The sequence below is a fragment of the Mycobacterium sp. NBC_00419 genome (assembly GCF_036023875.1).
Lineage (GTDB): Bacteria > Actinomycetota > Actinomycetes > Mycobacteriales > Mycobacteriaceae > Mycobacterium.
Genome location: NZ_CP107931.1, coordinates 5,243,590 through 5,267,702, shown reverse-complemented (window position 1 = coordinate 5,267,702; position 24,113 = coordinate 5,243,590). Strand labels below are relative to the sequence as shown.

Below are 24,113 nucleotides of genomic sequence, written 5' to 3'. Positions count from 1 at the left end.
CAGTTAGCACCGCTACATAGTAGAACTAACCGTTGTGTGATCCTAGCCCGTGTGACAAGCGTCATGGGCATATCCCTGCTCGGATCAGCTCACAGCGCTAGAGCAGCGTGGCCTCGACGCCGAAGTCTTTCAGCGCTTGGTCGAACTGCTCAGCCAGCACTTTCTTGTCGTTGGGGCCGCCGGCATACCAGGCCTGAGTCACCACCAGTATCGTGCCGGCCATCCGCAGCGACGCGACCATCAACGAACCGCCGATCTGGTCGAGCGTGTCGCGTGTGACGGGCCATTCCACGCCGCGGGCCCAGAACGACGCGGCCTCGGTCCCGTCGATCCGGTTCACATCATCCGGGAGGTGCCCGACATTGGAGCAGCCCACCGACTTCTCGCCACCCGTGGTCATCTTCTCCAGCCGCCGCAGCAGGCGCTTCGAGGTCAGCGGGGTCAAGGGCAGAGGCGCAATGAGCTTGTTGCTCTCCTTCTCGAGAGCCTTGAATCCCTCCCGCACGCTGGCGCGCAGGCCCTCGAGGCTGGCCGTCACGGTCTCGGGGTCGCCCTTGATGGTCATTCCGGTGAGAGCATTGGCCCTGGTGTCGGTCAGCGTCCGCTCGCTCACCGGGAAGTTGATCGTCACCAGTCCGTCGGGTCCGATCCGGCCCCGCGTCTTACCGAGCAGGGTGGCCACCCCGGCGACCAGCGAGTTGCTGGTCCCACCGAGGCTGGCCGCGCGGGCGTCCCACACGTCGGCGTCGATATAAGCGGCCACGGTCGGGATGAGGGTCAGCGCGCCGGCCCCGGGCGAATGGTCGATCGGCGGTGGAGTGGCGGTGTCCTGCGACTTGGGGGCACCGGCCTCTTCGCGACCCAGCTTGACTGCCGCCTTCGCGGCTGTGCCCATCGCCGGAACAGCTCGCGCGATCTCGCGAATATCGTCGCGCAGCGCGCGTCCGAGGGGGCGCGAACGCGCGGGCGGGTAGCCGAGTTCCATCTTCTGGCCGTGCAGCGCCGCCATAAGGGACAGCACCATGCCAGCGCCATCGGACACCGAATGCGACACGATCAGCGTCACCGCGCCGCCGCCGTCGGTGAACCCCACGACGGCCATGCGCCATGCCGGGCCGAACTCGGGGTCGATCGGGATGCGAACCTGTTCGTCGAGCCAGTCCAATAACTCCTCGCGCGGCCGTGCGGCAGGGGCGACGTCGAGGTCGGCCTGGCGCGGCGCGGCGACCCAGCGATGCCGCCCGAACGGCAGGGGCGAACGTTCGATCAGACGGCCCAGCAGTGTGTAGCCGAGATTGGCGTGCAGGCGGCGCACCGCGTCGATGTCGATCGGGTGGTCGTAGATCCAGGCGATCTGTTCCTGCGGGCTGTGCCCGAGGGCGCGCAAGCCCAGGAATGACGCCTGATCGATGTAGGCCAGCTGGTTGTCCACCGGCTCATGCTAGACGGCGGTGGCGCCGGCCCGGGTTAGTCAGTGCCGCTTCGCCTCCGCAGCGCCACACCCAGTTCGTCGGGTGGCACGGGATGTCCTTCGGCGCATCGGATCTCGACGGTCGCCTCGGCTCCGCAGCCCCGGTGGGTCAGCCGCAGCCGGGTCTCGTCGCCCAGGTGGCGCCTGCCCCATTCGAACATCGCCCACACCACGGGCATCAGGTCGGTGCCCGCCTCGGTGAGCACGTACTCGTCGCGCGCCCGCTGGCCCGGCTCGCGGTAGGGACGCCGGGTCAGGAGCCCGGCGTCGACGAGCTCGGTCAGCCGCGCGGACGTCGCGGCCTTGGTGATGCCGACCCGGCGCGCGAAATCGTCGAACCGGGTGGTGCCGTAGTAGGCCTCCCGCAGAATCAACATCGCCGACTTGGTGCCGACCACGGCCATGGTCTTTTCGATCGGGCACTTCCCCACCGCTGACCAGCTATCCCGGTCAGCCAGGGGTCCTTGTAGGACTGTCACCGACGTCACCTCCCCTCTGGGTTGTTTGAAGTATACCCAGGTGGTATAGCTGGGTATATAAAGCAATACTCAGAGTGGAGTCTCAGGAGGATGTCATGACCGGAACTTCAGGGCGCGACGCGGTCATCGTGGCGGCGGTGCGCACCCCGGTGGGCAAGGGCAAGCCCGGCGGCGCACTGCATGGTGTGCTGCCCGCCGATCTGCTGGCGCACAGCCTCTCGGAGCTGGTGACCCGCAGCGGCGTCGACCCGGCCGAGATCGACGACGTGATCGCCGGTGCGGTCACCCAGGTGGGCGACCAGGCCGTCAACATCGCCCGCAACGCACTGCTGGGCGCCGGCTTCCCGGAGTCGGTGCCGGGCACGACCGTCGACCGCCAGTGCGGCAGCAGCCAGCAGGCAATCAGCTTCGCCGCCCAGGGCGTGATCGCGGGCGCCTACGACATCGTCATCGCTGCCGGCGTGGAGTCGATGAGCCGGGTGCCGATGGGATCCTCGGTACTGCCCGGCAGCGATCCGTTCGGTGTCGGGTTCGCACAGCGCTACTCCGAAGGCCTTGTGCCCCAGGGCATCAGCGCCGAGTTGATCGCGGCGCGCTGGAACCTCTCGCGCACCGAACTCGACGAGTTCTCGGCGGCCAGCCACGAGAAAGCGGCCCGCGCCACCAAGGACGGGTTGTTCGACAACGAGCTGGTGCCGATCGCGGGGTTGCAGACCGACGAGATCATCCGTCCCGGAACCACCGTCGACACCCTGGCGGGCCTCAAGCCGGCGTTCTACAACGAGGCTGTCGCCCAACGGTTTCCGCAGATCGGCTGGAACATCACCCCGGGTAACTCCTCGCCGCTGTCCGACGGCAGTGCAGCGGTGCTCATCACCACCAGTGAGGTGGCCCGCAAGCGGGGCTGGACGCCGTTGGCGCGCATCCACACCACCACCGTCGTCGGCTCCGATCCGCTGTACATGCTGACCGGAGTGATCCCGGCGACCGAGAAGGTGCTCGCACGCGCCGGGCTGACGATCGCCGACATCGACCTGTTCGAAGTCAACGAGGCGTTCGCGCCGGTGGTGCTGGCCTGGGCCAGTGACGTAAGAGGGGCGCACAGCCGGGATGAGATTTTGGCCCGGACCAATGTCAACGGCGGCGCCATCGCGATCGGCCATCCGTTGGGCGCCAGCGGGGCGCGGATCATGACCACCCTCGTCAACGCCTTTGAGCAGCGCGGTGGGCGCTACGGCCTGCAGACGATGTGCGAAGGCGGCGGTATGGCCAACGCGACGATCATCGAGCGGCTCGGCTAGCCCGTGCCGACCGAGATCGGGTTCCGCGGCGTGCGAGTGCGCTACGACAGTGCCAAGAGCTTCGAGGACCTACTGACCGCGCTGCTCGCCGACATCGGCGAGCAGCGCGTGCCCATCGAGGAGATCACGGTGGCCAGCCCGGACTGGACGTCGTACCGGGATGCGCTCGAGCGGCATGCGGGCCCGAGCGGATTCATGTTGTTCGCATTGTTCGACCACGGCGCGTGGATCACCAAGGCGGGCCTCGAGCGCAAGGCGATGCGGGTCATCCTCGGCAACCCGCTGATCGCGATCACGATGCTGCGCCACGACGTGACGGCCGGGCTGTTCGCCCCTGTCGAAGTTCTGCTCCTCGACGAGGACGGCGGGCGCAGCAGCCTGACCTACGTCAAGCCCTCGTCGCTGATGGTCGTGGCGCCCAACCAGGAATTGCTCAGTGCCGCCGAGGAACTCGACGACAAGCTGGCCGCACTCGCCGCGACGGTGACCTGCTCGCATTGACACGCGCGGCCGCGTTCACTCGCCCATCATCGAGCGCACGGTCGGACCGGCGGTCCAGCCGCCGTCGACGGCGATCTCCGATCCCGTCGTGTAGGCGGCGTCGTCGGACAGCAGGTACCCGACCGCACCGGCAACTTCCTCGGGGACACCGATGCGTTCCATCGGCGCCCCGGGGAAGTTGCCCTCCCCCAACTGGATTCCGATGCCCGACGTCATCGGGGTGTACACCATGCCGGGATGCACCGAGTTCACCCTGATCCGGTCGGCCCCGAGTTCGACGGCAGCGACCTTGGTCAGGCCCCGCACACCCCATTTCGATGCGCCGTACCCGGCGGTCATGGGCAGCCCCATCAGTCCCGCGGCCGAGGAGATGTTCACGATCGAGCCGCCGCCGGAGGCCCGCATCGGCGCGATGACGGACTGCATTCCGTTGAAGACACCGACGAGGTTGACCTCCAGGACCGAACGGAAGTGGTCGACGGGTTCGTGCTCGATGAACTGCCCCGTCGACACGCCGGCATTGTTGACCAACCCGGTCAGTGATCCGAATTCCGCGACCGCGAAATCCACGACGGCACTCCAGCGCTCGCGGTCGGTGACGTCGAGGGGGGCGTAGCGCGCGGCCGGCCCGAGTTCGGCCGCAACAGCCGCACCCTCGTCGTCGAGTACGTCGGCAATCACCACCTGCCCGCCGCGATCGGCCACCATTCGCGCGAATGCCGCGCCCATCCCCCGGGCACCACCGGTGACCAGGACGACCTTGCCCTGCAATGAATCAGCCATTCCTGACAGCCTTCCTCTCGCAGCGGTCATGTCGTCTTCCGAGTGAGGCTTTCATCTAGGGCACCTTGAGAAGGTCGAACCCCTTGTAGCCGGCGGCAGCCACCTCGTTGCAGATATCCAGATACGTCCCGAAGCCGCCGATGAACAGCATGAATTGCCGAGGCTTGCCGGGCACATTCGCTCCCACGTACCAGGAATTGGCCTTGGTGAACAGCGTCGCCTCAGCGCGCTGCGCGCATTCGGCCATCCAGCTCTCGACGGCGCTGGCGCTCGGTTCGATCCCGGTGTAGCCGTGACCGTCGAGGTAGCCGATGACATCGGCGATCCAATTCACGTGGGCCTCGGCATGGAGCACCATGTTGGCCAACACTGCCGGCGCCCCCGGCCCGGACACCAGAAACAGATTGGGAAATCCGTCGGTTCCCAATCCCAGATAGGTGCGCGGCCCACCGGACCAGTCGTCGACCAACCGTTGACCGTGACGACCGACGATGTCGATCTTGGCCAGCGTGCCCGTCATGGCATCGAACCCGGTGGCCAGCACCAGTACGTCGATCTCGAAGCGCTCGTCGGTGGTGGCGATCCCCGTCTCGTCGATCGCTTCGATCGGGGTGTTCCGGACACTGATGAGCCGGACGTTGGGCCGATTGAACGTCTGGAAATAGTTGGAATCGGTGCAGATCCGCTTGGTACCGATCGGATGGTCGGTCGGGATGAGCAGATCCGCGAGCGCTGGATCATCGATCACGGATCGGATCTTCTCTTCGTAGAATCTGCGTGCCTCGTCATTGGATTCCAGGGACACCATCTGATCGGCGAAGGTCTTCGAGAACAGCACGCCGCCGAGCTCCCAACGCTTTTGGAACGCTGCCCTGCGTTCCTCCGGGGTGGCCTCCATCGTCAGCTGTGGATGGGCAACATGCGGTGAGCCACCACCACTGCGCCACGACATTCGCCGCCGCTCGGCATAGTTGGCCTTGACGTCGGCTATCTCGTCTGCCGTCAACGGCCGGTTGCCTGCCGGCACACTGTAGTTCGGCGTGCGCTGGAATACGTACAGCTGTTGCGCTTGGTCGGCAATGATCGGAATAGATTGGACGCCTGAAGATCCGGTGCCGATCACGGCGACGCGTTTGCCGGTGAAGTCGACGCCCTCATGCGGCCAGTGCGCGGTGTGGTACACCTCGCCCCGAAAGGTATCTAGGCCGTTGATATCAGGGGTGAGGGCTGCCGAGAGCGGACCGGTGGCCATCACGACGAAACGTGCCTCGACACTCTCGTCACCGTCGGTGCTCACCGTCCACCGCAACGTCTGTTCGTCGAGCACCGCGCTCATCACCCGGGTGCCGAAGGTGATGTCGCGCCGCAGATCGAGCTTGTCGGCAACCCAGTTGATGTAGGCCAAGATCTCAGTTTGAGTGGCGTACTTCTCAGTCCACGTCCACTCCTGCTGCAACTCGTCGGAGAACGAGTAGCAGTAGTCCACGCTTTCCACATCACACCGCGCACCGGGGTAACGGTTGTAGTACCAAGTGCCTCCCACATCGGGTGCGGCTTCGAATACCCGCACCGACAGTCCCTGGGAACGGAACTTGTGCAGGGCATAGAGGCCGCCGAACCCGGCCCCCACCACCACGACGTCAACATAGGACTTCGATCCGCTGCTCACGCGCCGAACGGTAGGTGGCCCCCACCCTCCCGTGCAGGGTGCCTCCCGGTCACCGGACGCCGAACCCCAACGTCCCGGACATCGGACCTGGCGGCTTGGCGGCGGGAAACCTCCGCGCCAGAATCGGCGCTCATGTCCGACGTCGACAACAGCACCGATCCCGGCGGTGGCGACAGCGCCGGCGTCCAGGTCGATGTGGACGGCACGAGCCACCATGTGCGCTGGCCCCGGCGGACGACGCTGCTCGACACCATGATCGCCGCCGGGATCGACGTGCCGTACTCCTGCAAGGAGGGTCGGTGCGGGTCGTGCGTCGCGACCGTGCTGCATGGCGAGGTGGAGATGGCCAGCTGCGAGATCCTCGAGCCGGAGGACCTCGCCGACGGACTGATCTTGAGCTGCCAGGCCAGGCCGGTCTCCGACGCCCTCCGCATCGAATTCTGAAATCGATTTCCCACCAGAGGCTTCCGCTGACCGGAGTCAAAGTTGCCCGGTGTTTCATGTGACAGCGGCCACAAACCTGTGCTACAAGTATATGACTAATAGTCATATAGCGGGTTGGTATACCGCTGCACCGAGGAGGGCCTCATGACCATGGCTGTCGAGAAGGCCGGCGAGACGCCGAGCGCCGTCATCGATCGGATTTCGCTGGTTCTTGACTCCTTCGACGGGCCGGGGCGGCTGACACTGGCGCAGGTCGTGCGCCGCACCGGGCTGCCGCGGTCATCGGCGCACCGCATGCTCGAACGCCTGGTCGCGCTGCGCTGGCTGCGCCGCGATGGCCGCGACTATGAGTTGGGGATGCGCCTGGTCGAGTTGGGATCATTGGCGCTGCACCAGGACCGCATTCATCAAGCAGCCATCCCGCTGTTGCGTGATCTGCACCGGGCCACGGGACTGGTCGTCCACCTTGCGGTCCTGGATGGCTCCGACGTGGTGTACCTGGAAAAGATCGGCGACCACCTGGGAGCGGCGATCCCCACCCGCGTCGGTGGGCGCCAACCGGCACACTGTACGGCGGTGGGCAAAGCAATCCTCGCCGAGAACGGCATCACAGAGGTCGACCTGTCGGATCGCAAAACGCGCTTTTCGATCGCCACAGCTGCGCAGTTGGTCGCCGAGTTGGACAAGGTGCGCGCACACGGGGCGGCTTTCGAGCGTGAAGAATCGCTGCCCGGCTTCGGTTGCGTTGCCGCACCCGTCGGCCCGCCGGGGCAGGCGGTGGCCGCGATATCGGTCTGTGGCCCGATGAGCCGGATGACATTCGACGGCCGGCTGGTGGCTCCGGTGCGAATGACGGCGATGGCTGTCTGGCGCAGCGCTCACGACGGTCCCGGCTGTGTCGCCCCCACACTGCAGCCGCTGCGCCCGCTGCGTCCCGGGCCGCGCCCCGTCGGGCCGCGGGACTCGGCAGCCCTTCAGCCGGCGTGACGCTCGATCCTCAGATCGCAGCCATGGTGGAAACCCTGGATGCGGGGTTTCCGCCGGTGCATACGATGACCGGCGCCCAGGCCCGCGCGGCGATCCGCGGCCGCGTTGTCCCCAACCCGGACCCCGAACCCGTTTTCCGGGTCACCGACCACCAGGTCGATGTGGCGGGAGGCCGCATCAGGGTCCGGGTATACCGGCCCAACGCCAGTGATTCCTTGCCAATACTCGTCTACGCCCACGGCGGCGGATTCGTCTTCTGCGACCTCGACAGTCATGACGGCTTGTGCCGCAATCTGGCCAATCTCATTCCCGCCGTGGTGGTCTCGGTCGACTATCGGCTAGCGCCCGAGCATCGGTGGCCCACCGCAGCCGAAGATGTACTTGCCGCCACCCGATGGGCCGCGGCGCACGCCGCCGAACTCGGCGGCGATGTCACCAGGATCGCGGTGGGCGGAGACAGCGCCGGCGGCAACCTCGCGGCAGTGACCGCACTGATGGCACGCGACCACGGCTCCCCCGCCATCGCCGCGCAACTCCTGCTGTATCCAATGATCGCAGCCGACTTCGACACCGTGTCGTATCGCCGCTATGGCCGAGGCTTCTACAACCCTCGCCCGGCGTTGCAGTGGTACTGGGATCAGTACGTGCCCGCGCTCGACGATCGCCGACATCCCTATGCCTCACCGCTGCAGGCGGATCTGACAGGTCTGCCACCGTCGATCATCGTGCTGGCCGGACATGATCCCCTGCACGATGAGGGCATCGCCTACGCGAACGCGTTGGCCGCCGCCGGCGTACCGACCACCCGATGGTCCTACGAGGGCGGCATCCACGGCTTCATGACGATGCCCATGCTCGACATCGCCCACCGTGCTCGGCGGGAGGCCAGTCGATCGCTGGGTGAGGTGCTCAACCGCTGACGGTGATCTCCCGATGGCCGGGAGCACCAGGGGCCGCACGCCGGTCGCAACCCGTAACCTCGCGCACATGGCCGAGGTGTTCGTCATCGACCGCGTCGTCACCGCCCCTGGCTGCGCGCGGGCTTTCATCGACGCCTACCTCTCCGGCTACGTCCCAGGTGCTCGTGATCGCGGTATGGATCTGCGCGACGTCATGGTGAGCCCACCGATGCTGTCCGACGACCGCACCAACGTCGTGACCATCACCTGGGCGTTGCCCAGCCCGCAGGCCTGGTGGCAGATGACCTGGCGCGCTCGACCCGACCCGGCGGTCGCGCGCTGGTGGCAGGACATTTCCCACCTGGTGGACGAGCGCAGCCGCAGCGTAGCGTCGCGTGCCGAGGACCTGGGAGACGCCGAAACCACTGTGGCACTGCCTGACTCGCCCGGTACCGAGAGGGTGGGCGTCACCCGACTACTTGATGTCGTCGAGTCCGAGCGTGAGCGAGTACTCGCCATGCTGCGGCAGGCAGCCGAAGCCAGTGATTCGCAGCGGGCACTGGTGCAACCGACGTTGACCGGTTCGCGCAATGGCGGCGATATTCTGGTGCACCTGCGGTTCCGGGACCACACCGACTGGACGGAATGCGGTTTCGACGATGTCCTGCGCGACGAGGCAATTACGAACGTCAACGGCGTGACCTACCGCGGAACACCCCGGCGGCGCGGTAGCGGCACCGTGTATCGAACGCTGCTACTGCGGGTGCCGGCGGAGGTCTCCACCGAAGACGTCACCGCGTTCGAACAAGAACTGGCGATGATGCCCCGCTGTGTGCCGACGATCCAGGCATGGCAGCTCAGCAAAGTCGACGAGGCGATCGGGACGACGCGGTGGACCCACGTGTTCGAGCAGGAGTTCACCGATGTCGACGGTCTGATGGGCCCCTACCTGATGCATCCCGTCCACTGGGCTGTGGTGGACCGCTGGTTCGATCCCGAGACGACGGACATGATCGTGCGAGACCGGGTATGCCACAGTTTCTGCGACATGCCCGCGGCGGTGCTCTGAGGCGACCGTCGACAGACCGTCACAGTCCGGCGGGCAGGATGTTCGGATTCGCCGTCGCCGGCGGCTCCAACGGCGGCAACACGGTGAGCCCGTCGAGGGAGTGCACCGGGAGCTCCTGTGCCCACGGGTAATGCAGGCTGAAGGCCACCAGGCCCGTCCGCTGTTCGGCGGGTAGGTGACACATCGCCAAGACCGTCTCGGCCAGGTATTCCACCGGCTCGGTGGGGAAGCCGTCCGGTATCAATGACGCGGCGCCGGGAGTCAGTACAGCCGTCGACGGGCCGACGCAGTTCACAGCGATGTTCGCGTCAAGCAGTTCGGCGGCCACACCCTGGGTGAATCGGTGCAACGCCGCCTTGCAGGATGCATAGACAACGTCGCCGGCGGTCTTGTTGTAGTCACGGTACGGCCGAACCGGGGCCACCCCGGTTACCGAGCCGATATTGACGATCCATCCCCCGCCCTGTCGCCGCATGTGCGGCACTGCGTACTTCGTCAAGACAAACGGTGTCCTCAGATAGTGCTCGACGGTCCGATCGAATGTCTCTAACGACATGTCCTCAACCAGCCCGTAATCGGCGAAGCCGGCATTGTTGACCACGATGTCGATCCGGCCGCTACGTTCCACCACCGCGTCGATCAGGCCCTCGCGCGCCGCGTCGTCGTCGAGATCGGCAGCCAGACCGAACGCTTCACCGCCGACCTCTTCGATGAGCGCGATCGTCTCGGCGATGGTGCCGGGCAACGCCTCGGCTGCCCCGGAACGCCGCGACGGCGAGGCGGTGTAGGCCCGGGCCGTGACCGCAACCGTGGCGCCTTCGGCCGCCAGTCGCTGGGCGATGGCGCGCCCGATTCCCCGGCTACTTCCCGTCACCAATGCCGTTTTCCCGGCGAGGATCTGACTCATTGCAGGATGAAATCGTCTTCGATGGGAGCCCGGTGCGCTCGCCAGAGGTCGACCAGCCGGTACGGGGTCGCCACGACGACGCGGCCCGATTCCGACCGGTAGTAGGTGTGGGCATTCGGCGTATGGCACCAGACGGTGCGCTGCATTGCCTCGTCGATCCCGGCGACGTAGTCGTCGAAGGCGCCCTGAGTGACTTCGATCGTCGTGGCGTCGCGTAATGCCATGAGCTGCAAGCACTCCACGATGAAGTGCGCAAGGACCTCCATCGAGAAGTTGGCGCCCGCTCCATGTCCCGGGCTGTAGTTGGGCGCCGACGTGATGAACAGGTTCGGGAATCCGGGGACTGTCCCGCCCCGATAGGCCCGCGGACTGTCACCCCACTCCGCGGCCAGGGTCTTTCCGTTGCGTCCGCGGATGTCGACCGTGGACAGGAAGTCGAGGTGGTAGCCGGTGGCGTAGACGATGACGTCGAGGTCGATCTGGCGGCCGTCGGCGGTGACAATGCCGCGAGCGTTCACCTCGGCGGGCTCGCCGGCTTCGACATCGACGTGGTCGCGGGTCAGTGCGGCGTAATAGCCTCCGGGATCACGGATGATGCGCTTCCCGTACGGCGCGAAGTCCGGTGTGACCTTGCGTGCCAACTCGGTGTCGCTGCCGAACATGCGGTCGATGTAGTCCAGGCACATCTGCAGCAAGACGTCGTTGGCCGGCGAGATCGACACGTGCGTCTGCGACCACTCCGGATCTTGCAGGATGACCGGGTAGTTGTTGTCGGCAGTCGCCCAGTATGCCTTGAGCCGGTGCCACATCGCGTAGAAGGGCAGCACCCGGCCCAGGTAGCGGCGGTGCTCGGGCACCTCATCGGAGAGGCGCTTGCGGGGCGCCACCCAGTGCGGTTGGCGTTGGAACACCGTGAGGTGCTCGACTTCCTCGACGCAGGCGTCCACGATCTGCACAGCGGTGCAGCCTGCCCCGATGACGGCCACCTTCTTCCCCGCAAGGTTCAGCGTCGGGTCCCACTGTGCCGAGTGAACACTGTTACCGAAGAAGGTGTCTCGGCTTTTCAGGTCGGGGAATCGTGGCCGGTTCAGGTAGCCGGCGGCAGTGACGACGACGCTGGCGTAGTCGATGCTGCGGGCGCCGTCGGCAGAACGGGAGTGGATCTGCCACTGCTGGCGCGCCTCGTCCCACCACAGTGCTTCGACCTCGGTACCGAACCGGATGTGGCGACGCAGGTCGTGCTTGTCGGCCAGCGCCACCAGATACGCCTGGTACTCCCCGCCTGTCGGGTAGTAGCTCGACCAGTCCGGGTTCACGTCGCGCGACAGCGAGTAGTAGGCCGACGGCGTGTCCACTCCGATGCCCGGATACGTCGTCGTCAGCCAGGTACCGCCGACGTCGTCGTTGCGGTCGAAGATCTCGAATCGAACGCCCTCTTCGGCCGCGGCCAACGCGACGGCGATGCCGGCGATGCCGGCGCCGATGATCGCCATTGTGGTCGTGGACGGAATCGGTTTGGTCCGGGGCAATGTGGGCTGCGACGGGCGAAATCCACCCTGCTCGAGAAGCAGATCCACGTATTCGTCATCGACATCGGAACCCAGTGCGATCGGCAGCACGCTGACGAACAGGTCGCGGTCGACGGCGGTTGTGGCACCAACAGGTCGCGGGCGCCCGAGTGCAGCGACGATCTCGTCGGCCAGCGCTTCGGCCGTGTCGGGATCGGTCGTGCCGGCACGTTCCGGTGGGTCGGGGACGTGGTCGATCTTGGGGCCGTAGCGGTCGATGACCGACGCATCGCCGGTCATCTGCGCCAGGGCGGCCACCAGCACCCCGGGATCGGCCCGCAGCAGGTGCGCGCGCAGCGTGCTCGTGTCGACGTCGGTGCTCGGCGCAACGGCAGATGGTCTCATGCTCATAGCGCCTGAGTATCGAAGAGCTGACTGCACGTGGCGATCCTGTTGTCTACTCAGCGGGAGACTCACCTGCGGCGGCCGTTCCCCGTCCTAGGGTTCGGCCATGCAGCGTGTGCATGACAGCGACGATGACCTCAAGCTCGACGACCTGGTTCGCGCCGCCCGCGGCCACAGTGTGGGCGACATCCCGCGGCGCACCGCCCGGCGCTATCCGGGCAGGGTGGCGATCATCGACGGCGAGGTGACGTTGACGTTTGCCGAATTCGACGAGCTCGTCGACCGCGCGGCGGCAGCTCTGGGCGACAACGGGTTGAGGCCCGGGGACCGTGTGGCGCTGCTGGCACGCAATTGTTGGCAGTACGCGGTGCTGGCGTTCGCCACGGCGCGCGCGGCCGTGGTACTCGTACCCCTGAATTTCATGCTCACCGCCGAGGAGATCGCATACATCTTGGGTCACTGCCGCGCAACGGGTTTCATTGTTCAATCCGACCTCGTCGCAGTGGCCGAGAAGGCAATGCTGCGCAGCGGGGCCGTCACCACGCGAATCGCGATCGCCACCGCGGAAGCTGCAGCACCACCGGGATGGATTGACTTCGAACAATCCCTGACCACAGTGTCGTGCGTGCCGACTCCGGAGGTCGACGATGACCAACTGCTCAGAGTGATGTACACCAGCGGCACCGAGTCACGGCCCAAGGGTGTCATGCACACCAGCCGCAGCCTGATGTGGCAGTACGTCAGCACCGTCACCGCGGGATCCATGAGCGCCGAGGACATCGAAATCCATTCACTGCCGCTCTACCACTGTGCGCAGCTGGATAACTTCCTGGCCACCGACGTGTACCTGGGCGCGACCAGCATCCTGCTGCCACGACCTGATCCGGAAGCGGTGTTGCGCACCATCGAGCGATATGGAGTGACCAATTACTTTGCCCCACCGACGGTCTGGATCAGCCTGTTGCGCAGCCCGGTGTTCGATCACGTGGATCTCTCGAGCCTGCGCAAGGGCTACTACGGGGCGTCGGCGATGCCGACGGAGATCCTGCACGAGATCAGGCGCCGGTTGCCCGACCTTCAGCTCTGGAATTTCTATGGCCAGACCGAGATCGCACCGCTGGCCTCGGCGCTGGGTCCCGCTGACCAGGAGACGCATGCTGGTGCTGCGGGGCGCCCGGTACTCAACGTGGAAACCGTCGTCCTCGACGACATCGACACACCGGTGGCGGCCGGGACAATCGGCGAGATCGCGCATCGCAGCCCACATCTCATGCTGGGTTATCTCGACGACCCGCTCAAGACCGCCGAGGCGTTCCGTGGCGGCTGGTTTCACTCCGGAGACCTCGGCTTCTACGACGATGCCGGGTTCCTCCACGTGGTCGATCGCAAGAAGGACATGATCAAGACGGGCGGCGAGAATGTCGCCAGCCGCGAGGTCGAAGAAGTCCTCTACCTGCACGCCGGGGTGGAGGAGGTCGCGGTGTTCGGGTTGGCGCACCCGGTCTGGGTGGAGGCGGTGGTGGCCGCGGTAGTGCCTCGCGCGGGTGCTCAGTTGAGCCAGGACGAGGTGCTGTCCCACTGCCGCAAGCACCTCGCCGGGTTCAAGACCCCCAAACACATCTTCTTCGTCGACCAGCTGCCGAAGAACCCCAGCGGGAAGCTTCTGAAACGCGACCTTCGAACGCAGTTCAGCCTGCCGGCGTGACGATCCCATCCCGTGTTCCACTCAACGGGCGGGAGCGTTCCTTGCCCGGAGGGAGCCGGGTTGACTGCGGCTATGAGCAACGAGATCGCCCTGGCCGAGATTCAGGAGTTCATCGCGGGATTCTGGTACCACTACGACCAGGGCCATTTCGACGAAATCGGTGTCCGTCTCGGCGAGGAGATGGAATACCTGAGCCGGTCCGACTCGGGCACGTGCCCGTTCGAACATCTCCTGGCCGCCCAGTTGCACGGCAAAGCGGAAACGCTGGCCTGGCTGACCGCTCACCGCAACGAGAATCCGTATCCGTGTCGGCACCACGCCACCAACGTCTTCCGCACAGGCACCGACGGCGACGTGACGACGGTGCGGTTCTACATGTTCGTCAACCAGATCACCAACAACGTGCCGTTCGCGGTGTCCAGCGGCATCGCCGACGCCGGTATCCGACGCTCGGCCGGCGGGCTGGTGCTCACCTCACTGACCGTGGTGCTCGACGCCGAGGATTCCGTGCCGTTCGCACAGCACGCCGCCAAGACCCTGGCGTGAGCGCACGCGAGGTCTTCGCCGGCGGCGTCGCGGTCATCACCGGAGCCGGCGCGGGAATCGGCGCCGGACTGGCCCGCCACGCCAGTCGATTGGGCATGACGGTGGTCCTGGCCGATGTCGACGCCGCGGCCGTCTCGGCGCTACGCGAAGAGCTCACCGCCGCAGGCGGATCGGCGATCGACGCAGTGTGCGATGTTCGCGACGCCGACGCGGTCCAGGCGCTGGCCGACGACGTCTACCGCGACGTGGGCGAGGTGAGACTGTTGGTCAACAATGCCGGCGTCGAACAGTTCGGCTATCTGTGGGACACTCCGCTGCCCAATTGGCAGCGCGTCGTCGACATCAATATCGGCGGTGTCTTCCACGGTATCCGGGCGTTCCTGCCGAAAATGATGGCCACCGACGCCCCGGCGTGGGTCTGGAACCTGTCCTCGATCGGTGGGGTCGCCGTGGTACCCCTGCAGGCGCCCTACATCATGAGCAAGCATGCGATACTCGCTCTGACCGAGTGCCTGCACCTGGAAGTGCAATACGCCGGCCACGCCCACCACGTGCACGTGCAGGCGGTGTTGCCCGGCGCGGTGGTATCCAACATTTTCGAGTCCGCCGGCGGTGTGCAGTCCGGTGACACCGGTGCGGCCGAGGCCCAGCGGTCCGCCATGCTGGACATCAAGGCCGCGGCCATGGACCCGTTGACCGCCGCTGAGGTGGTGTTCGAACACGCCGCCGAGGGCCGGTTCTACCTGCTGACTCAACCTGACTACGTCGGATCGGCAATGCTCGAGCGCGCCCGCATCTTGACCACACAAGAAGCGCCGCGGTTGCGTACCCAGCCTCGATTCGACCCCACCCAGAGCTGAACATGCGCCTCCCCCAACTCGATCCAGACGCGGCGCACCGTGTCGCCTCCCTCGGTGAGCTGAAACCGATGCGCGTCCGGGGGTTGGCCGCAGTACGGGCCGGCATCGAATCCATGCCCCACCCCGATATGCCATCGATGGCCGCCATCGAGGAATGGACCGTGCCGGGTCCGGCGGGACCAATTCCGCTGCGGCTCTACCGACCCACCACAGAGCCGTGTCCGCCGGTGTTGGTGTACCTCCACGGCGGCGGCCTCGTGATGGGAACAAACCACTCATTCGAACCGCTGGCGCGCGAGCTGGCCAACGCAAGTGGCGCAGTGGTGGTGGCCGTCGAATACCGGCTGGCGCCGGAAGCACCGCCGCCGGCTCAATTCGACGACGCCTACGTGGCCACCGAATGGGTTGCCGCCCAGGCCGATACCCTCGGCCTCGATGCGGGCCGGCTTGCTGTGGTCGGCGACAGCGCGGGCGGTTCACTGGCCGCGGCCGTGGCCCTGGCCGCCCGCGATCACCGCGGACCCCGGATCTTCGCGCAGGTGTTGCTCTACCCCGGCCTGGACCGGGACATGGGCGCCCCGTCGGTCACCTCGATGCCGGATGCCCCGATGCTGCGCCACGACGACATCCTGTTCATGCACGAACTGGTCGATCGCGGCGCAGGAGCGCCGCATGATCCGTACCAGATCCCCGCCTATGCGCCTGATCTAAGCGGCCTACCGGCGGCCATCGTGGTCACCGGCGAGTGTGACCCGATCCGGGATTGGGGGGAACGCTACGCGGATCGACTGCGTGAGGCGGGAGTCCAGACGACGCTGACGCGTTATCCCGGCATGTATCACGGATTCTTGATGCGCTCGGATGCCACCGCGCGTGGCCGGCTGGCGATCGCGGAGATCGGGGCTCTGCTGCGCGCCAAGTTCGCCCACCCGTTGTCCATCAGTGAGTCTCCCGATCAACGGACACTCGCCGGATCATCCGGCTCGCTGCAGCCCACAATCGAGAGCCTCACGATCGAAGGAGATCACCATGCTGACGGATGAGCAGCGTCTGACACTGTCCGACATCCTGCGTCCGGTAGCCCCGCCGCGCGAGATCAGCGACATCTACACCGCCGATCAACGGCAGAGGTTGCTCGATGTCGTGCACACCGGCGGACCGTGGAAGCTCATCATCGCCCAGCACTTCGCGTCGGCCGACGAACTGATGGCCACGATGAGCGGAGCGTTTCCCGAGGGATTCACCCCGTCGCTGGATCTGTTCCTCACCCCGACCTTTCGCGGCTATCTGGCCAACTACGGCACCGTGCTCTACCCCGAATTGCACGACTGCTTCTACAACGCCGACTTCGTCGAACACGCGAAGAGCTACTGGAACGCGCAGTACGCCAAGCCGGAAATGATGCTCTTCAACATCAACGGACCGTGCGCCAACCGCGACCCCGGACACCTCGACTCGCCGAGTTTCCGCGGGGTGCGCCATGAGAACGCGCCCACCTGGCTGTGCAGCGTCATGGGCAAGTCGGGGCTGTTCACCGAGTATCTGATCAAGATGGCACAGGTCATCACCTGGTTCTCCCTCGACGAGGGGTCCGGCTTCACCTACTGGCCCGACGGTCCGCTCAAACCGCCCGCACGGGTCGTGCCGCCCATCAACAACCGCGGTGTGGTGGTGCAGAACGAGATGATGGTGCATCGCGGAGAGGCCAATGGCCCACTCGAGCAGCAGATTCCAGCCGGACTGCAGTTCGACACCGTCTTCACCGGGGACCCGGCAGACCGCGATCGCTGGCTGTTGAAAAACGGCGAGGACGTCATCGCCCGTCACCACACCGACGAGTTGCGGTTCCTCGTGCACTGGTCGGCAGAAGTGTTCACCGACTTTGACGAACTCAAGAAGAACATGGACGGCTCCGACGACATCACCACCGAGCGGGCAATCGGCATGATGGTCGACGATCTCAAGGGCAAGGGCATCAAACTCGACGTACCGAGCGAGCCGTTGCACGATCCACAGTTCATCGGAGCACTCAACGCCGCATACGATCTGGGCGGGCCGGCCAACTATCCGCAAGAGGCACCGGTGAGTGCCTTCCAGTTCGCATAATCACCCCATGGAATCAGAGTTTCTGGCGCAACTGCGCGATGAGCGCGCCATCGAGCGAGCGCTGATCCTCTTCGCGCGTGCCATGGACGATCGCGACTGGACGACGATGGCCCAGATCCTCACCGACGACGCGGAGGCAGACCTCGGAACCGGTCGTCTCACGGGCAGCACGGCGATCATCGCGCTGATCCGCGGATTTCTCGACACATGCGGCCCAACCCAGCATCTCCTCGGCAACGTCATCGTCGATGTCGCCGGCGACCTGGCCACCAGCAGGGCCTACATCCGTGACGTCCATCTCGACTCCACCGCGGACCCGTCCGTGCGCTTCTACACACTCGGCGACTACCGGGACACCTGGAGCCGCGCCGGTGACGGCTGCTGGCGCCTGATCGAAAGGATCAAGGTCAACCGGGCGTATGTCGGCCCCCTGGAGATCTTCGACGGTTAGCTCAGGGGCCGGCCGAACCATCGACCACCGCGATGACCCCCGACCGAACCGCATCGCCGATCGATTCGGCCAGCGCCGAGCACGACAAGAACAGACCACGATCGGTTCGCCCGGCCAATTCTGCTGCGGTACAGCGCTCTTCGCATCGACGCAAAGCCGGGCCTGTCCACTGCACACTGGTCTGGTTCCAGCTGCTTTTGCGCACCTGGACCCCGGCGCCACAGCGACCACAGGACACCGGAACCATCGGTGCGTCGTCGAGACGGTTGTCTGCCCGGACCGCCATCGTCACCCGACCGGTCCTGCTGCCGAGGTCCGGGCCGCCAGATTGGCTTCCACTACCTTCATCCAGGCTTCGGTGGGCCGGGTGGTGTCGAGTTCGAATTCGAAGCGGTCCACCATGTCCGGGCTCACGTCGCCGACATCGACGTAGAACTGTTCGTACCAGCGCCGGAGTTGGTACACCGGCCCGTCCTCTTCCACCAGCAGCGGGTTGTCGATCCGGGTCTTGTTGCGCCAGATCTCGACATCCTGCTCGAAGCCCATTTTGACGAAATCGCCAAGACCTATCGCCGTCTGCATGGCGAGGTCATCAGGCAGTTCAGCCGACTTCTTGACGATGATCCCATATTGCAGCACAAAGGAATTGGCGTCGATCGGGTAGTGGCAGTTGATCAGAACGGTGTGGTGGTCGACGTTGGTGTAGTGATAGGTCAAATCGTCGATCATGAATGATGGGCCGTAGTAGGAGGCCACCGATGTCGTGCCCAACATCTGAGTTTCACCGGGTTCCCCGATATCGGGGCGGCCCGCGCTGTTCATGTACTGCGTGGCGACGTGTCCCTCGAAGATGTTCTTGAACTGCGTGGGCAGCGACCCGTGAATGTAGAAAAAGTGCGCCATGTCGACCACGTTGTCGATGATCTCCCGGCAGTTGGTGTGCACCACCGTGGTGTACCAATGCCAATCGGTCCAGCCATCGCTGCCGGCGCCCTCGATGCGAGGGATGGTCACCTCTGCCGGCGGTGCTGTGCCTTCCGGGTCATTCCAGACGAACAGCATGCCGTCCTGTTGCAGTGTGGGCCACGAGGCAGTGCGCGCCAGCCGCGGGGTGCGCTTGCTGTAGGGCACCAACTTGCAGCGGCCGTCCCCTCCCCAGCGCCAGTCGTGGAACGGGCAGGCGATCTCGTTGCCCTTCACCGTTCCCTGCGAGAGGTCGCCACCCATGTGCCGGCAGTAGCCGTCGAGCACACTGATGGCGCCGTCCTCGCCGCGAAACACCACCAACTTCTGGCCGAACGCATTGATTTGATGCGGCGTACCGTCGGCGAAATCACGGACCAGCCCAAGGCAGTGCCAGCCCCGGGCAAAGCGGATGGGAACCGCTCCCGCCTCGATCAACCGGATGTCATCGGCCTCGGAATGCGTCGTCATCATGCGTCCGTCCTTCGATCGATGGCTTCGTGGCTGATTTCTCCATTGAACTGCGCAGGACGGCTTGTGAGAAGGCCCGCGTTCCGCTCAAAGGGATACCGGAATCAAGTTGCCCACACCCCGCCCTATCGTTCACAACCGTGACCACCACCAGCCACAACACCGTGCCCGCCGGATTGACCGTCGCCGACATCGACGTGGATCTCCTCGTCATCGGTTCGGGCACGGGGCTCGCGGCTGCCCTGGCTGGCGCCGAACGCGGGTTGTCCGTTCTCGTCGTCGAGAAGTCCGCCCTCGTCGGCGGGTCGACGGCCAGATCCGGTGGCGCCTTGTGGCTACCCGCCAGCCCGGTCATCACCGAGGGCGGCGGCGTCGACTCCGCTGCCCGGGCGCAGACCTACCTTGATGCCGTCGTCGCGGGCTCCGCCCCACAGGAGCGTTCGGCCGCGTATGTGCAAAACCTGCCCGCGACGGTCGGCCTGCTGCGCCGCACCACACCCATGAAACTGTTCTGGGCCAAGGAGTACTCCGACTATCACCCCGAGGCACCGGGCGGATCGGCGGCGGGGCGGACGTGCGAATGCCGCCCACTCGATACGGCGATCCTCGGCGAGTATCTGCCGGATCTGCGCCCGGGCATCATGGAGGCCAGCATCCCGATGCCGACCACCGGCGCGGACTACCGCTGGATGAACCTCGTGAGCCGGGTACCTCGCAAGGGACTGCCCACCATCGCCAAGCGGCTTGCCCAGGGCGTCGGGGGCCTCGTCCTCGGGCGGCGCTACGCCGCCGGCGGCCAGGCGTTGGCCGCCGGCCTGTTCGCCGGCGTGATTCGCGCCGGAATCCCGATCTGGCTGCGCACCGCCCTGACCGGACTGGTCACCGACGGCACCCGTGTGACCGGTGCCGTCGTCGAGCACCTGGGCCGCACCGTGACAGTCAACGCCCGCCGCGGCGTCGTGCTCGCCGCCGGCGGCTTCGACCACAGCATGGACATGCGGTGGAAGTTCCAGTCCGATTCCCTCACAAGCGATCTCAGCCTGGGTGCGGATTCCAATACCGGTGATGCCATCAAGATCGGCCAGGACATCGGCGCCGACATCGCACTGATGGATCAAGCGTGGTGGTTCCCCGCGGTTGCTCCACTGCCCGACGCGGCTCCTGCGGTCATGCTGGCCGAGCGGTCGCTGCCCGGGTCATTCATCGTCGACCAGAACGGTCGCCGATTCGCCAACGAATCGGCCGACTACATGAGTTTTGGTCAGCGCGTTCTGCAACTGGAGGCCGCAGGGACGCCGGTGGAGACCATGTGGATCGTCTTCGATCAGCACTACCGCAACAGCTACGTCTTCGCAGCCGAACTGTTCCCCCGCATGCCGATCCCCCAGGCCTGGTATGACGCCGGAATTGCCGTTCGCGCAGACGATTTCAACGGCCTGGCCGCCAAGATGGGCGTACCGGTCGACAACTTCTCAGCGACCGTGGCGGTGTTCAACGAGCACGCGTTCGCCGGTGAGGATCCCGACTTCGAACGGGGCCGCAGTGCATACGACCGGTATTACGGCGATCCCACGGTCACGCCGAACCCGAACCTACGGCCGCTGGTCAAGGGACCGTTCTACGCAGTGAAAATGGTGCTCAGCGACCTCGGCACCTGCGGCGGTCTGCGCGCCGATGATCGCGCCCGGGTACTTCGCGAGGATGGAGCGATCATCGATGGGCTGTACGCGATCGGCAACACAGCCGCCAACGCGTTCGGGAACACCTACCCGGGCGCGGGTGCGACCATCGCGCAGGGGCTCGTCTTCGGTTACATCGCCGCACAGGACGCAGCCGACCGGGCGTAGCGCTGTGGAGAAGTCAGCCGCCGTCTTCGGCGTCGGCCTTGCGCTCGATCTCATACCAGAAGTCCGGGTTGGGCCACGGAATCTTCGCGCCCTCACCGACTTTCGGGAAAGTCGCCTCTGCTTCGTCGAGATCTTTGATCAACCTCAGGGTGTGTTCCCGTTCGGACGCGTAATACCGTTCAGCCCAGTCCAACGCGATCTTGGCGTATGCCCAAGACGGGTCGGCGGCGGCCCATCGCGCTTCCTTTGCAGCCTCGCGTTGCATGTCGTCGATGTAGACGAGATGGTCATGCAGCATCTGTTTGAGTGACTCCGGATCGCTCAGATGCCCCAACGTCACCCGCAGTATTGCAGGATGCTTGATCGACGGCGGATCCACGGGGGCTTCTCGCGCCCACCGGGTCACGGCCGCCATGCCGCTATCAGTGATCTTGTAGAGACGGCGATTACGGGTGCCGGTGGCATCCACCCGCGAGGTGAGCAGACCCACCTTCTCCAGCTTCTTCAGCTCAGAATAGATCTGGCTGAACGCCGGGCTGCCGTAGTAGTGCCGCATGCTCCAGCTGATCCACTTGCGGATGTCATAGCCGGATAACTCCGTCTCGTACGACAGCATCCCGAGCAGCGCCCACGCCGTCGCGGACAGCGACGGCTGGACCTGCGGCTCGGGTTCAGTCACGACCTAAGGGTATCAACCCAGGTCACAGGTTCAGGCGAACCGACCGCTGGCCGGGAGCCTGCAGTGCAACAGCGATGCCCGCCAGGACAATTCAGCCCTTGGCCGCGGCCCGTCCGGCCCGCCTGCCGTAGAAACTTCCGTCGCCCAGCGACACTCCACTGGCGTAGCCCCAGGCCGCCAGGCCGGCCGCCGCGCGCCCGGCGGCGAACAGGCCGGGGATCGGCTCGCCGCTGACGTGCAGCACTTCGGCGTCCAGCGTGGTGAGCAGACCACCGAGAGTGAAACCACCGGTGTGACCGCGCAGGTCGAGCGCCCCGATCGGCGACCCGATCGGCCGCAGCCACTGAGACTTCTTGAACAGCAACGGATCTTCGCCGCGCTCGGCACCCTGGTTGTAGGCCGCCACGGTCGCCTGCAAGGAACCGGGCGCCAAGCCGATCTCGGCCTCCAGCTCGGCGACGGTCTCACACACCCAGGTTGGCGGGGTCTTGAAGAACGGAGTAGACGACGTCGCCGCCATCGCCTCCTCGTGGGCTTGCGCATCGAAGATGAGGTACACCGTGTCGTCCTGGTGGTACAGGCTGAGCTGGCCGATGCGTCCGGGATAGGTGTCTTCGGCGACGTAGCGCTGGCCGCGGCCGTTCACCAGGATGCCGCGCGCCACCAGTTGCGGTTCGGCGAAGAAGGCCACCTCCGTGGCATCCATGTGCGCGAGGTCGGCCCCCAGCGCCTGCGCCATCCGGATCGACTGCCCGTCGTGCTCCTCCACCGAGGCGGCGGGCTTGCCCGCGATGCGCGGGGCGTACTGCGCGATCATCGCGTCGTTGTAGGCGAAACTGCCCGTCGCCAGGACCACTCCGCGCCGCGCATGAACCCGCACCGGGTTGCCGTACTGGCGGGCCGACACCCCGATCACCCGCCCGTCGGGGGCGGTCAGAAGTTCGTGAGCGCGCACGTCGTACACCGAGCGCACGCCGAGCGCGGTCGCGGTGTCGACCAGTGGCTTCATCAGCATGTAGCCACCGCCCTTCTCGCCGGTGACCTTCCCGGTCATCTGCGGCACGTGGCCGCGCGGCGCAGGCTGGGCAATGGTGTTGAAAGGGTAGGAGTTCTCCCCGCCGGTGTACATCAGGCCCTGGTCGCCTGGCGGCTCCCAGCCGGGCTCACCCCAGAACTCCGGTTTGAACGGCACCCCGCAGTCGACCAGCCACTCGAAGTGCTCGAGGCTGCCGTCGCAGTAGTCGGCGATGCGGGCCTCGTCAGCACCCGGCCCCATGGCCACGTTCAGGAACGCCCGCATGGCCTCGACGGAATCGTCGAAGCCGCAAGCTTTCTGGATTGCGGTCCCACCACCGAGGTAGACGAATCCGCCCGCCAGTGCGGCCGCGCCACCCCAGCCGCCGGCACGCTCGAGCACCAGGACGTCGGCCCCAGCCCGGGCGGCTTCGATGGCCGCGGACACTCCAGCAATGCCGTAGCCGGCGATCACCACGTCGGCTTCGTAATCCCACTGCTCGGATGCGCTCACTGTCATTCCTCTCCCAGGCCGGTCCGGCGTGCCGTGCAGGAATCGTCGCTACCGCCGCACCCGTCGGCGAGTCACCGTCTCAGTGAGCGGACAGGAATCGCTAGGCCCGGGTGAGCTCGAACAGCGGGATGACCCGGCTGGTGCTGGCCTGATAGTCGCCGAACGTCGGGGCCAGCTCGACGATCTTGGGGTAGGTGGCGTCGCGCTCGTCGGCGGGCAGTTCACGGGCCACAACGTCGTAGGCGTCGGTGCCGACCTCGATGTGTGCGTTCGGGTTGGCCCGCAGGTTGTGCACCCACGCCGGGTTGGTGTCCGCACCGGCCTTGGAGCCGACGATGATCATCTTGTCGTCGATCGTCAGGTAGGCCAGCGGGCTCAGCCGGGGCTCCCCCGACTTCGCGCCCGTGCTCGTGAGCAGCAGCAGGGTGGCACCGGCGAACGGCCCGCCCACCACGCCCCGGTTGGCGCGGAACTCCTCGATGATGGGTTGGTTGAACGCGTCCAGTGCCGCTTTGGAGGTATCAGTCATGTGTT

At 66.0% G+C, this 24,113-nt stretch carries 24 protein-coding genes; 13 read left to right on the top strand and 11 right to left on the bottom strand.

Features of this window, described 5'->3' with window-relative positions; genetic code table 11:
* Nucleotides 1-97 precede the first annotated feature (97 nt).
* Both OG976_RS25205 and OG976_RS25200 read right to left on the bottom strand, forming a co-directional pair.
* Complete coding sequence (locus OG976_RS25205; RefSeq protein ID WP_328355273.1) at nucleotides 98-1,432, bottom strand: hypothetical protein; 1,335 nt, start codon at nucleotides 1,430-1,432, stop codon at nucleotides 98-100.
* Nucleotides 1,433-1,467: 35 nt separating this feature from the next.
* Nucleotides 1,468-1,950: a winged helix-turn-helix transcriptional regulator gene (locus tag OG976_RS25200; protein WP_328355270.1), complete on the bottom strand. Its 483-nt coding sequence runs from the start codon at nucleotides 1,948-1,950 to the stop codon at nucleotides 1,468-1,470.
* A gap of 95 nt (nucleotides 1,951-2,045) precedes the next feature.
* Between OG976_RS25200 and OG976_RS25195 the strand changes: the two genes are divergently transcribed.
* Together OG976_RS25195 and OG976_RS25190 are read left to right on the top strand one after the other, a co-directional pair.
* Complete coding sequence (locus OG976_RS25195; protein WP_328355267.1) at nucleotides 2,046-3,251, top strand: thiolase family protein; 1,206 nt, start codon at nucleotides 2,046-2,048, stop codon at nucleotides 3,249-3,251.
* Nucleotides 3,252-3,254: 3 nt separating this feature from the next.
* Entirely contained in the window at nucleotides 3,255-3,752 is a 498-nt protein-coding gene (locus OG976_RS25190; RefSeq protein WP_328355264.1) for a DUF302 domain-containing protein, read from the top strand.
* 15 nt (nucleotides 3,753-3,767) lie between these two features.
* On the opposite strand, the gene OG976_RS25185 is transcribed toward OG976_RS25190, so the two are convergent.
* Nucleotides 3,768-4,535 carry a glucose 1-dehydrogenase gene (locus OG976_RS25185; protein ID WP_442930389.1) on the bottom strand — a complete coding sequence of 256 codons (768 nt, stop codon included), beginning with the start codon at nucleotides 4,533-4,535 and terminating at the stop codon, nucleotides 3,768-3,770.
* A 55-nt stretch (nucleotides 4,536-4,590) separates the two neighbouring features.
* Complete coding sequence (locus OG976_RS25180; RefSeq protein ID WP_328355262.1) at nucleotides 4,591-6,204, bottom strand: flavin-containing monooxygenase; 1,614 nt, start codon at nucleotides 6,202-6,204, stop codon at nucleotides 4,591-4,593.
* Between the two features lie 132 nt (nucleotides 6,205-6,336).
* Between OG976_RS25180 and OG976_RS25175 the strand changes: the two genes are divergently transcribed.
* The 4 genes from OG976_RS25175 (at nucleotide 6,337) to OG976_RS25160 (ending at nucleotide 9,603) form a co-directional block, all read left to right on the top strand.
* A complete protein-coding gene (locus OG976_RS25175; RefSeq protein ID WP_442930388.1) occupies nucleotides 6,337-6,648 on the top strand; it encodes a 2Fe-2S iron-sulfur cluster-binding protein in 312 nt (103 codons plus the stop codon).
* Between the two features lie 144 nt (nucleotides 6,649-6,792).
* The gene (locus tag OG976_RS25170) at nucleotides 6,793-7,635 is read left to right on the top strand and encodes an IclR family transcriptional regulator (RefSeq protein WP_328355260.1); all 843 of its coding nucleotides are present in this window, start codon (nucleotides 6,793-6,795) and stop codon (nucleotides 7,633-7,635) included.
* A complete protein-coding gene (locus tag OG976_RS25165; RefSeq protein ID WP_328355258.1) occupies nucleotides 7,632-8,555 on the top strand; it encodes an alpha/beta hydrolase in 924 nt (307 codons plus the stop codon). The genes OG976_RS25170 and OG976_RS25165 overlap by 4 nt, the downstream gene beginning before the upstream one ends.
* A 67-nt stretch (nucleotides 8,556-8,622) precedes the next feature.
* Complete coding sequence (locus tag OG976_RS25160; protein ID WP_328355255.1) at nucleotides 8,623-9,603, top strand: Dabb family protein; 981 nt, start codon at nucleotides 8,623-8,625, stop codon at nucleotides 9,601-9,603.
* 19 nt (nucleotides 9,604-9,622) lie between these two features.
* Here the strand turns inward: OG976_RS25160 and OG976_RS25155 are convergent, their stop codons facing one another.
* Together OG976_RS25155 and OG976_RS25150 are read right to left on the bottom strand one after the other, a co-directional pair.
* Nucleotides 9,623-10,510: an SDR family NAD(P)-dependent oxidoreductase gene (locus tag OG976_RS25155; RefSeq protein ID WP_328355252.1), complete on the bottom strand. Its 888-nt coding sequence runs from the start codon at nucleotides 10,508-10,510 to the stop codon at nucleotides 9,623-9,625.
* Nucleotides 10,507-12,429 (bottom strand): flavin-containing monooxygenase, encoded by a 1,923-nt coding sequence (locus tag OG976_RS25150; protein WP_328355249.1) that lies wholly within the window; start codon nucleotides 12,427-12,429, stop codon nucleotides 10,507-10,509. Before OG976_RS25150 ends, OG976_RS25155 begins: the two co-directional genes overlap by 4 nt.
* Before the next feature lie 100 nt (nucleotides 12,430-12,529).
* On the opposite strand from OG976_RS25150, the gene OG976_RS25145 reads away from it, so the two are divergent.
* From OG976_RS25145 to OG976_RS25120, 6 genes are all read left to right on the top strand, one after another.
* A complete protein-coding gene (locus OG976_RS25145) occupies nucleotides 12,530-14,128 on the top strand; it encodes a fatty acyl-CoA synthetase (RefSeq protein ID WP_328355246.1) in 1,599 nt (532 codons plus the stop codon).
* Between the two features lie 72 nt (nucleotides 14,129-14,200).
* Nucleotides 14,201-14,674: a nuclear transport factor 2 family protein gene (locus OG976_RS25140; RefSeq protein WP_328355243.1), complete on the top strand. Its 474-nt coding sequence runs from the start codon at nucleotides 14,201-14,203 to the stop codon at nucleotides 14,672-14,674.
* A complete protein-coding gene (locus OG976_RS25135; RefSeq protein WP_328355241.1) occupies nucleotides 14,671-15,534 on the top strand; it encodes an SDR family NAD(P)-dependent oxidoreductase in 864 nt (287 codons plus the stop codon). The genes OG976_RS25140 and OG976_RS25135 overlap by 4 nt, the downstream gene beginning before the upstream one ends.
* Nucleotides 15,535-15,536: 2 nt before the next feature.
* Nucleotides 15,537-16,577 (top strand): alpha/beta hydrolase, encoded by a 1,041-nt coding sequence (locus OG976_RS25130; RefSeq protein ID WP_328355238.1) that lies wholly within the window; start codon nucleotides 15,537-15,539, stop codon nucleotides 16,575-16,577.
* Nucleotides 16,564-17,640, top strand: a complete 1,077-nt coding sequence (locus OG976_RS25125; RefSeq protein WP_328355235.1) for a hypothetical protein — start codon at nucleotides 16,564-16,566, stop codon at nucleotides 17,638-17,640. The genes OG976_RS25130 and OG976_RS25125 overlap by 14 nt, the downstream gene beginning before the upstream one ends.
* A gap of 7 nt (nucleotides 17,641-17,647) precedes the next feature.
* Complete coding sequence (locus OG976_RS25120) at nucleotides 17,648-18,091, top strand: nuclear transport factor 2 family protein (protein WP_328355232.1); 444 nt, start codon at nucleotides 17,648-17,650, stop codon at nucleotides 18,089-18,091.
* A gap of 1 nt (nucleotide 18,092) precedes the next feature.
* On the opposite strand, the gene OG976_RS25115 is transcribed toward OG976_RS25120, so the two are convergent.
* Together OG976_RS25115 and OG976_RS25110 are read right to left on the bottom strand one after the other, a co-directional pair.
* Complete coding sequence (locus OG976_RS25115; protein ID WP_328363995.1) at nucleotides 18,093-18,377, bottom strand: ferredoxin; 285 nt, start codon at nucleotides 18,375-18,377, stop codon at nucleotides 18,093-18,095.
* 2 nt (nucleotides 18,378-18,379) lie between these two features.
* Nucleotides 18,380-19,525, bottom strand: a complete 1,146-nt coding sequence (locus OG976_RS25110) for a Rieske 2Fe-2S domain-containing protein (RefSeq protein WP_328363992.1) — start codon at nucleotides 19,523-19,525, stop codon at nucleotides 18,380-18,382.
* 140 nt (nucleotides 19,526-19,665) lie between these two features.
* Here OG976_RS25110 and OG976_RS25105 point away from each other — a divergent pair, with 140 nt between their 5' ends.
* Nucleotides 19,666-21,372, top strand: a complete 1,707-nt coding sequence (locus OG976_RS25105) for a 3-ketosteroid-delta-1-dehydrogenase (RefSeq protein WP_328355229.1) — start codon at nucleotides 19,666-19,668, stop codon at nucleotides 21,370-21,372.
* A gap of 13 nt (nucleotides 21,373-21,385) precedes the next feature.
* Here the strand turns inward: OG976_RS25105 and OG976_RS25100 are convergent, their stop codons facing one another.
* From OG976_RS25100 to OG976_RS25090, 3 genes are all read right to left on the bottom strand, one after another.
* Complete coding sequence (locus OG976_RS25100; protein ID WP_328355226.1) at nucleotides 21,386-22,051, bottom strand: PadR family transcriptional regulator; 666 nt, start codon at nucleotides 22,049-22,051, stop codon at nucleotides 21,386-21,388.
* Nucleotides 22,052-22,142: 91 nt separating this feature from the next.
* Nucleotides 22,143-23,579: an FAD-dependent oxidoreductase gene (locus tag OG976_RS25095; RefSeq protein ID WP_442930387.1), complete on the bottom strand. Its 1,437-nt coding sequence runs from the start codon at nucleotides 23,577-23,579 to the stop codon at nucleotides 22,143-22,145.
* A 100-nt stretch (nucleotides 23,580-23,679) separates the two neighbouring features.
* A complete protein-coding gene (locus OG976_RS25090; protein ID WP_328355220.1) occupies nucleotides 23,680-24,108 on the bottom strand; it encodes a nitroreductase family deazaflavin-dependent oxidoreductase in 429 nt (142 codons plus the stop codon).
* Nucleotides 24,109-24,113: the final 5 nt, after the last annotated feature.

Bases quoted from the DNA above. Each gene is read 5' to 3' on its own strand.
- OG976_RS25175 (WP_442930388.1), top strand. From the start codon at position 6,337: ATGTCCGACGTCGACAACAGCACCGATCCCGGCGGTGGCGACAGCGCC.
- OG976_RS25150 (WP_328355249.1), bottom strand. From the start codon at position 12,429: ATGAGCATGAGACCATCTGCCGTTGCGCCGAGCACCGACGTCGACACG.
- OG976_RS25090 (WP_328355220.1), bottom strand. From the start codon at position 24,108: ATGACTGATACCTCCAAAGCGGCACTGGACGCGTTCAACCAACCCATC.
- OG976_RS25170 (WP_328355260.1), top strand. From the start codon at position 6,793: ATGACCATGGCTGTCGAGAAGGCCGGCGAGACGCCGAGCGCCGTCATC.
- OG976_RS25110 (WP_328363992.1), bottom strand. From the start codon at position 19,525: ATGACGACGCATTCCGAGGCCGATGACATCCGGTTGATCGAGGCGGGA.
- OG976_RS25160 (WP_328355255.1), top strand. From the start codon at position 8,623: ATGGCCGAGGTGTTCGTCATCGACCGCGTCGTCACCGCCCCTGGCTGC.
- OG976_RS25140 (WP_328355243.1), top strand. From the start codon at position 14,201: ATGAGCAACGAGATCGCCCTGGCCGAGATTCAGGAGTTCATCGCGGGA.
- OG976_RS25125 (WP_328355235.1), top strand. From the start codon at position 16,564: ATGCTGACGGATGAGCAGCGTCTGACACTGTCCGACATCCTGCGTCCG.
- OG976_RS25115 (WP_328363995.1), bottom strand. From the start codon at position 18,377: ATGGCGGTCCGGGCAGACAACCGTCTCGACGACGCACCGATGGTTCCG.
- OG976_RS25185 (WP_442930389.1), bottom strand. From the start codon at position 4,535: ATGGCTGATTCATTGCAGGGCAAGGTCGTCCTGGTCACCGGTGGTGCC.
- OG976_RS25130 (WP_328355238.1), top strand. From the start codon at position 15,537: ATGCGCCTCCCCCAACTCGATCCAGACGCGGCGCACCGTGTCGCCTCC.
- OG976_RS25155 (WP_328355252.1), bottom strand. From the start codon at position 10,510: ATGAGTCAGATCCTCGCCGGGAAAACGGCATTGGTGACGGGAAGTAGC.
- OG976_RS25120 (WP_328355232.1), top strand. From the start codon at position 17,648: ATGGAATCAGAGTTTCTGGCGCAACTGCGCGATGAGCGCGCCATCGAG.
- OG976_RS25195 (WP_328355267.1), top strand. From the start codon at position 2,046: ATGACCGGAACTTCAGGGCGCGACGCGGTCATCGTGGCGGCGGTGCGC.
- OG976_RS25145 (WP_328355246.1), top strand. From the start codon at position 12,530: ATGCAGCGTGTGCATGACAGCGACGATGACCTCAAGCTCGACGACCTG.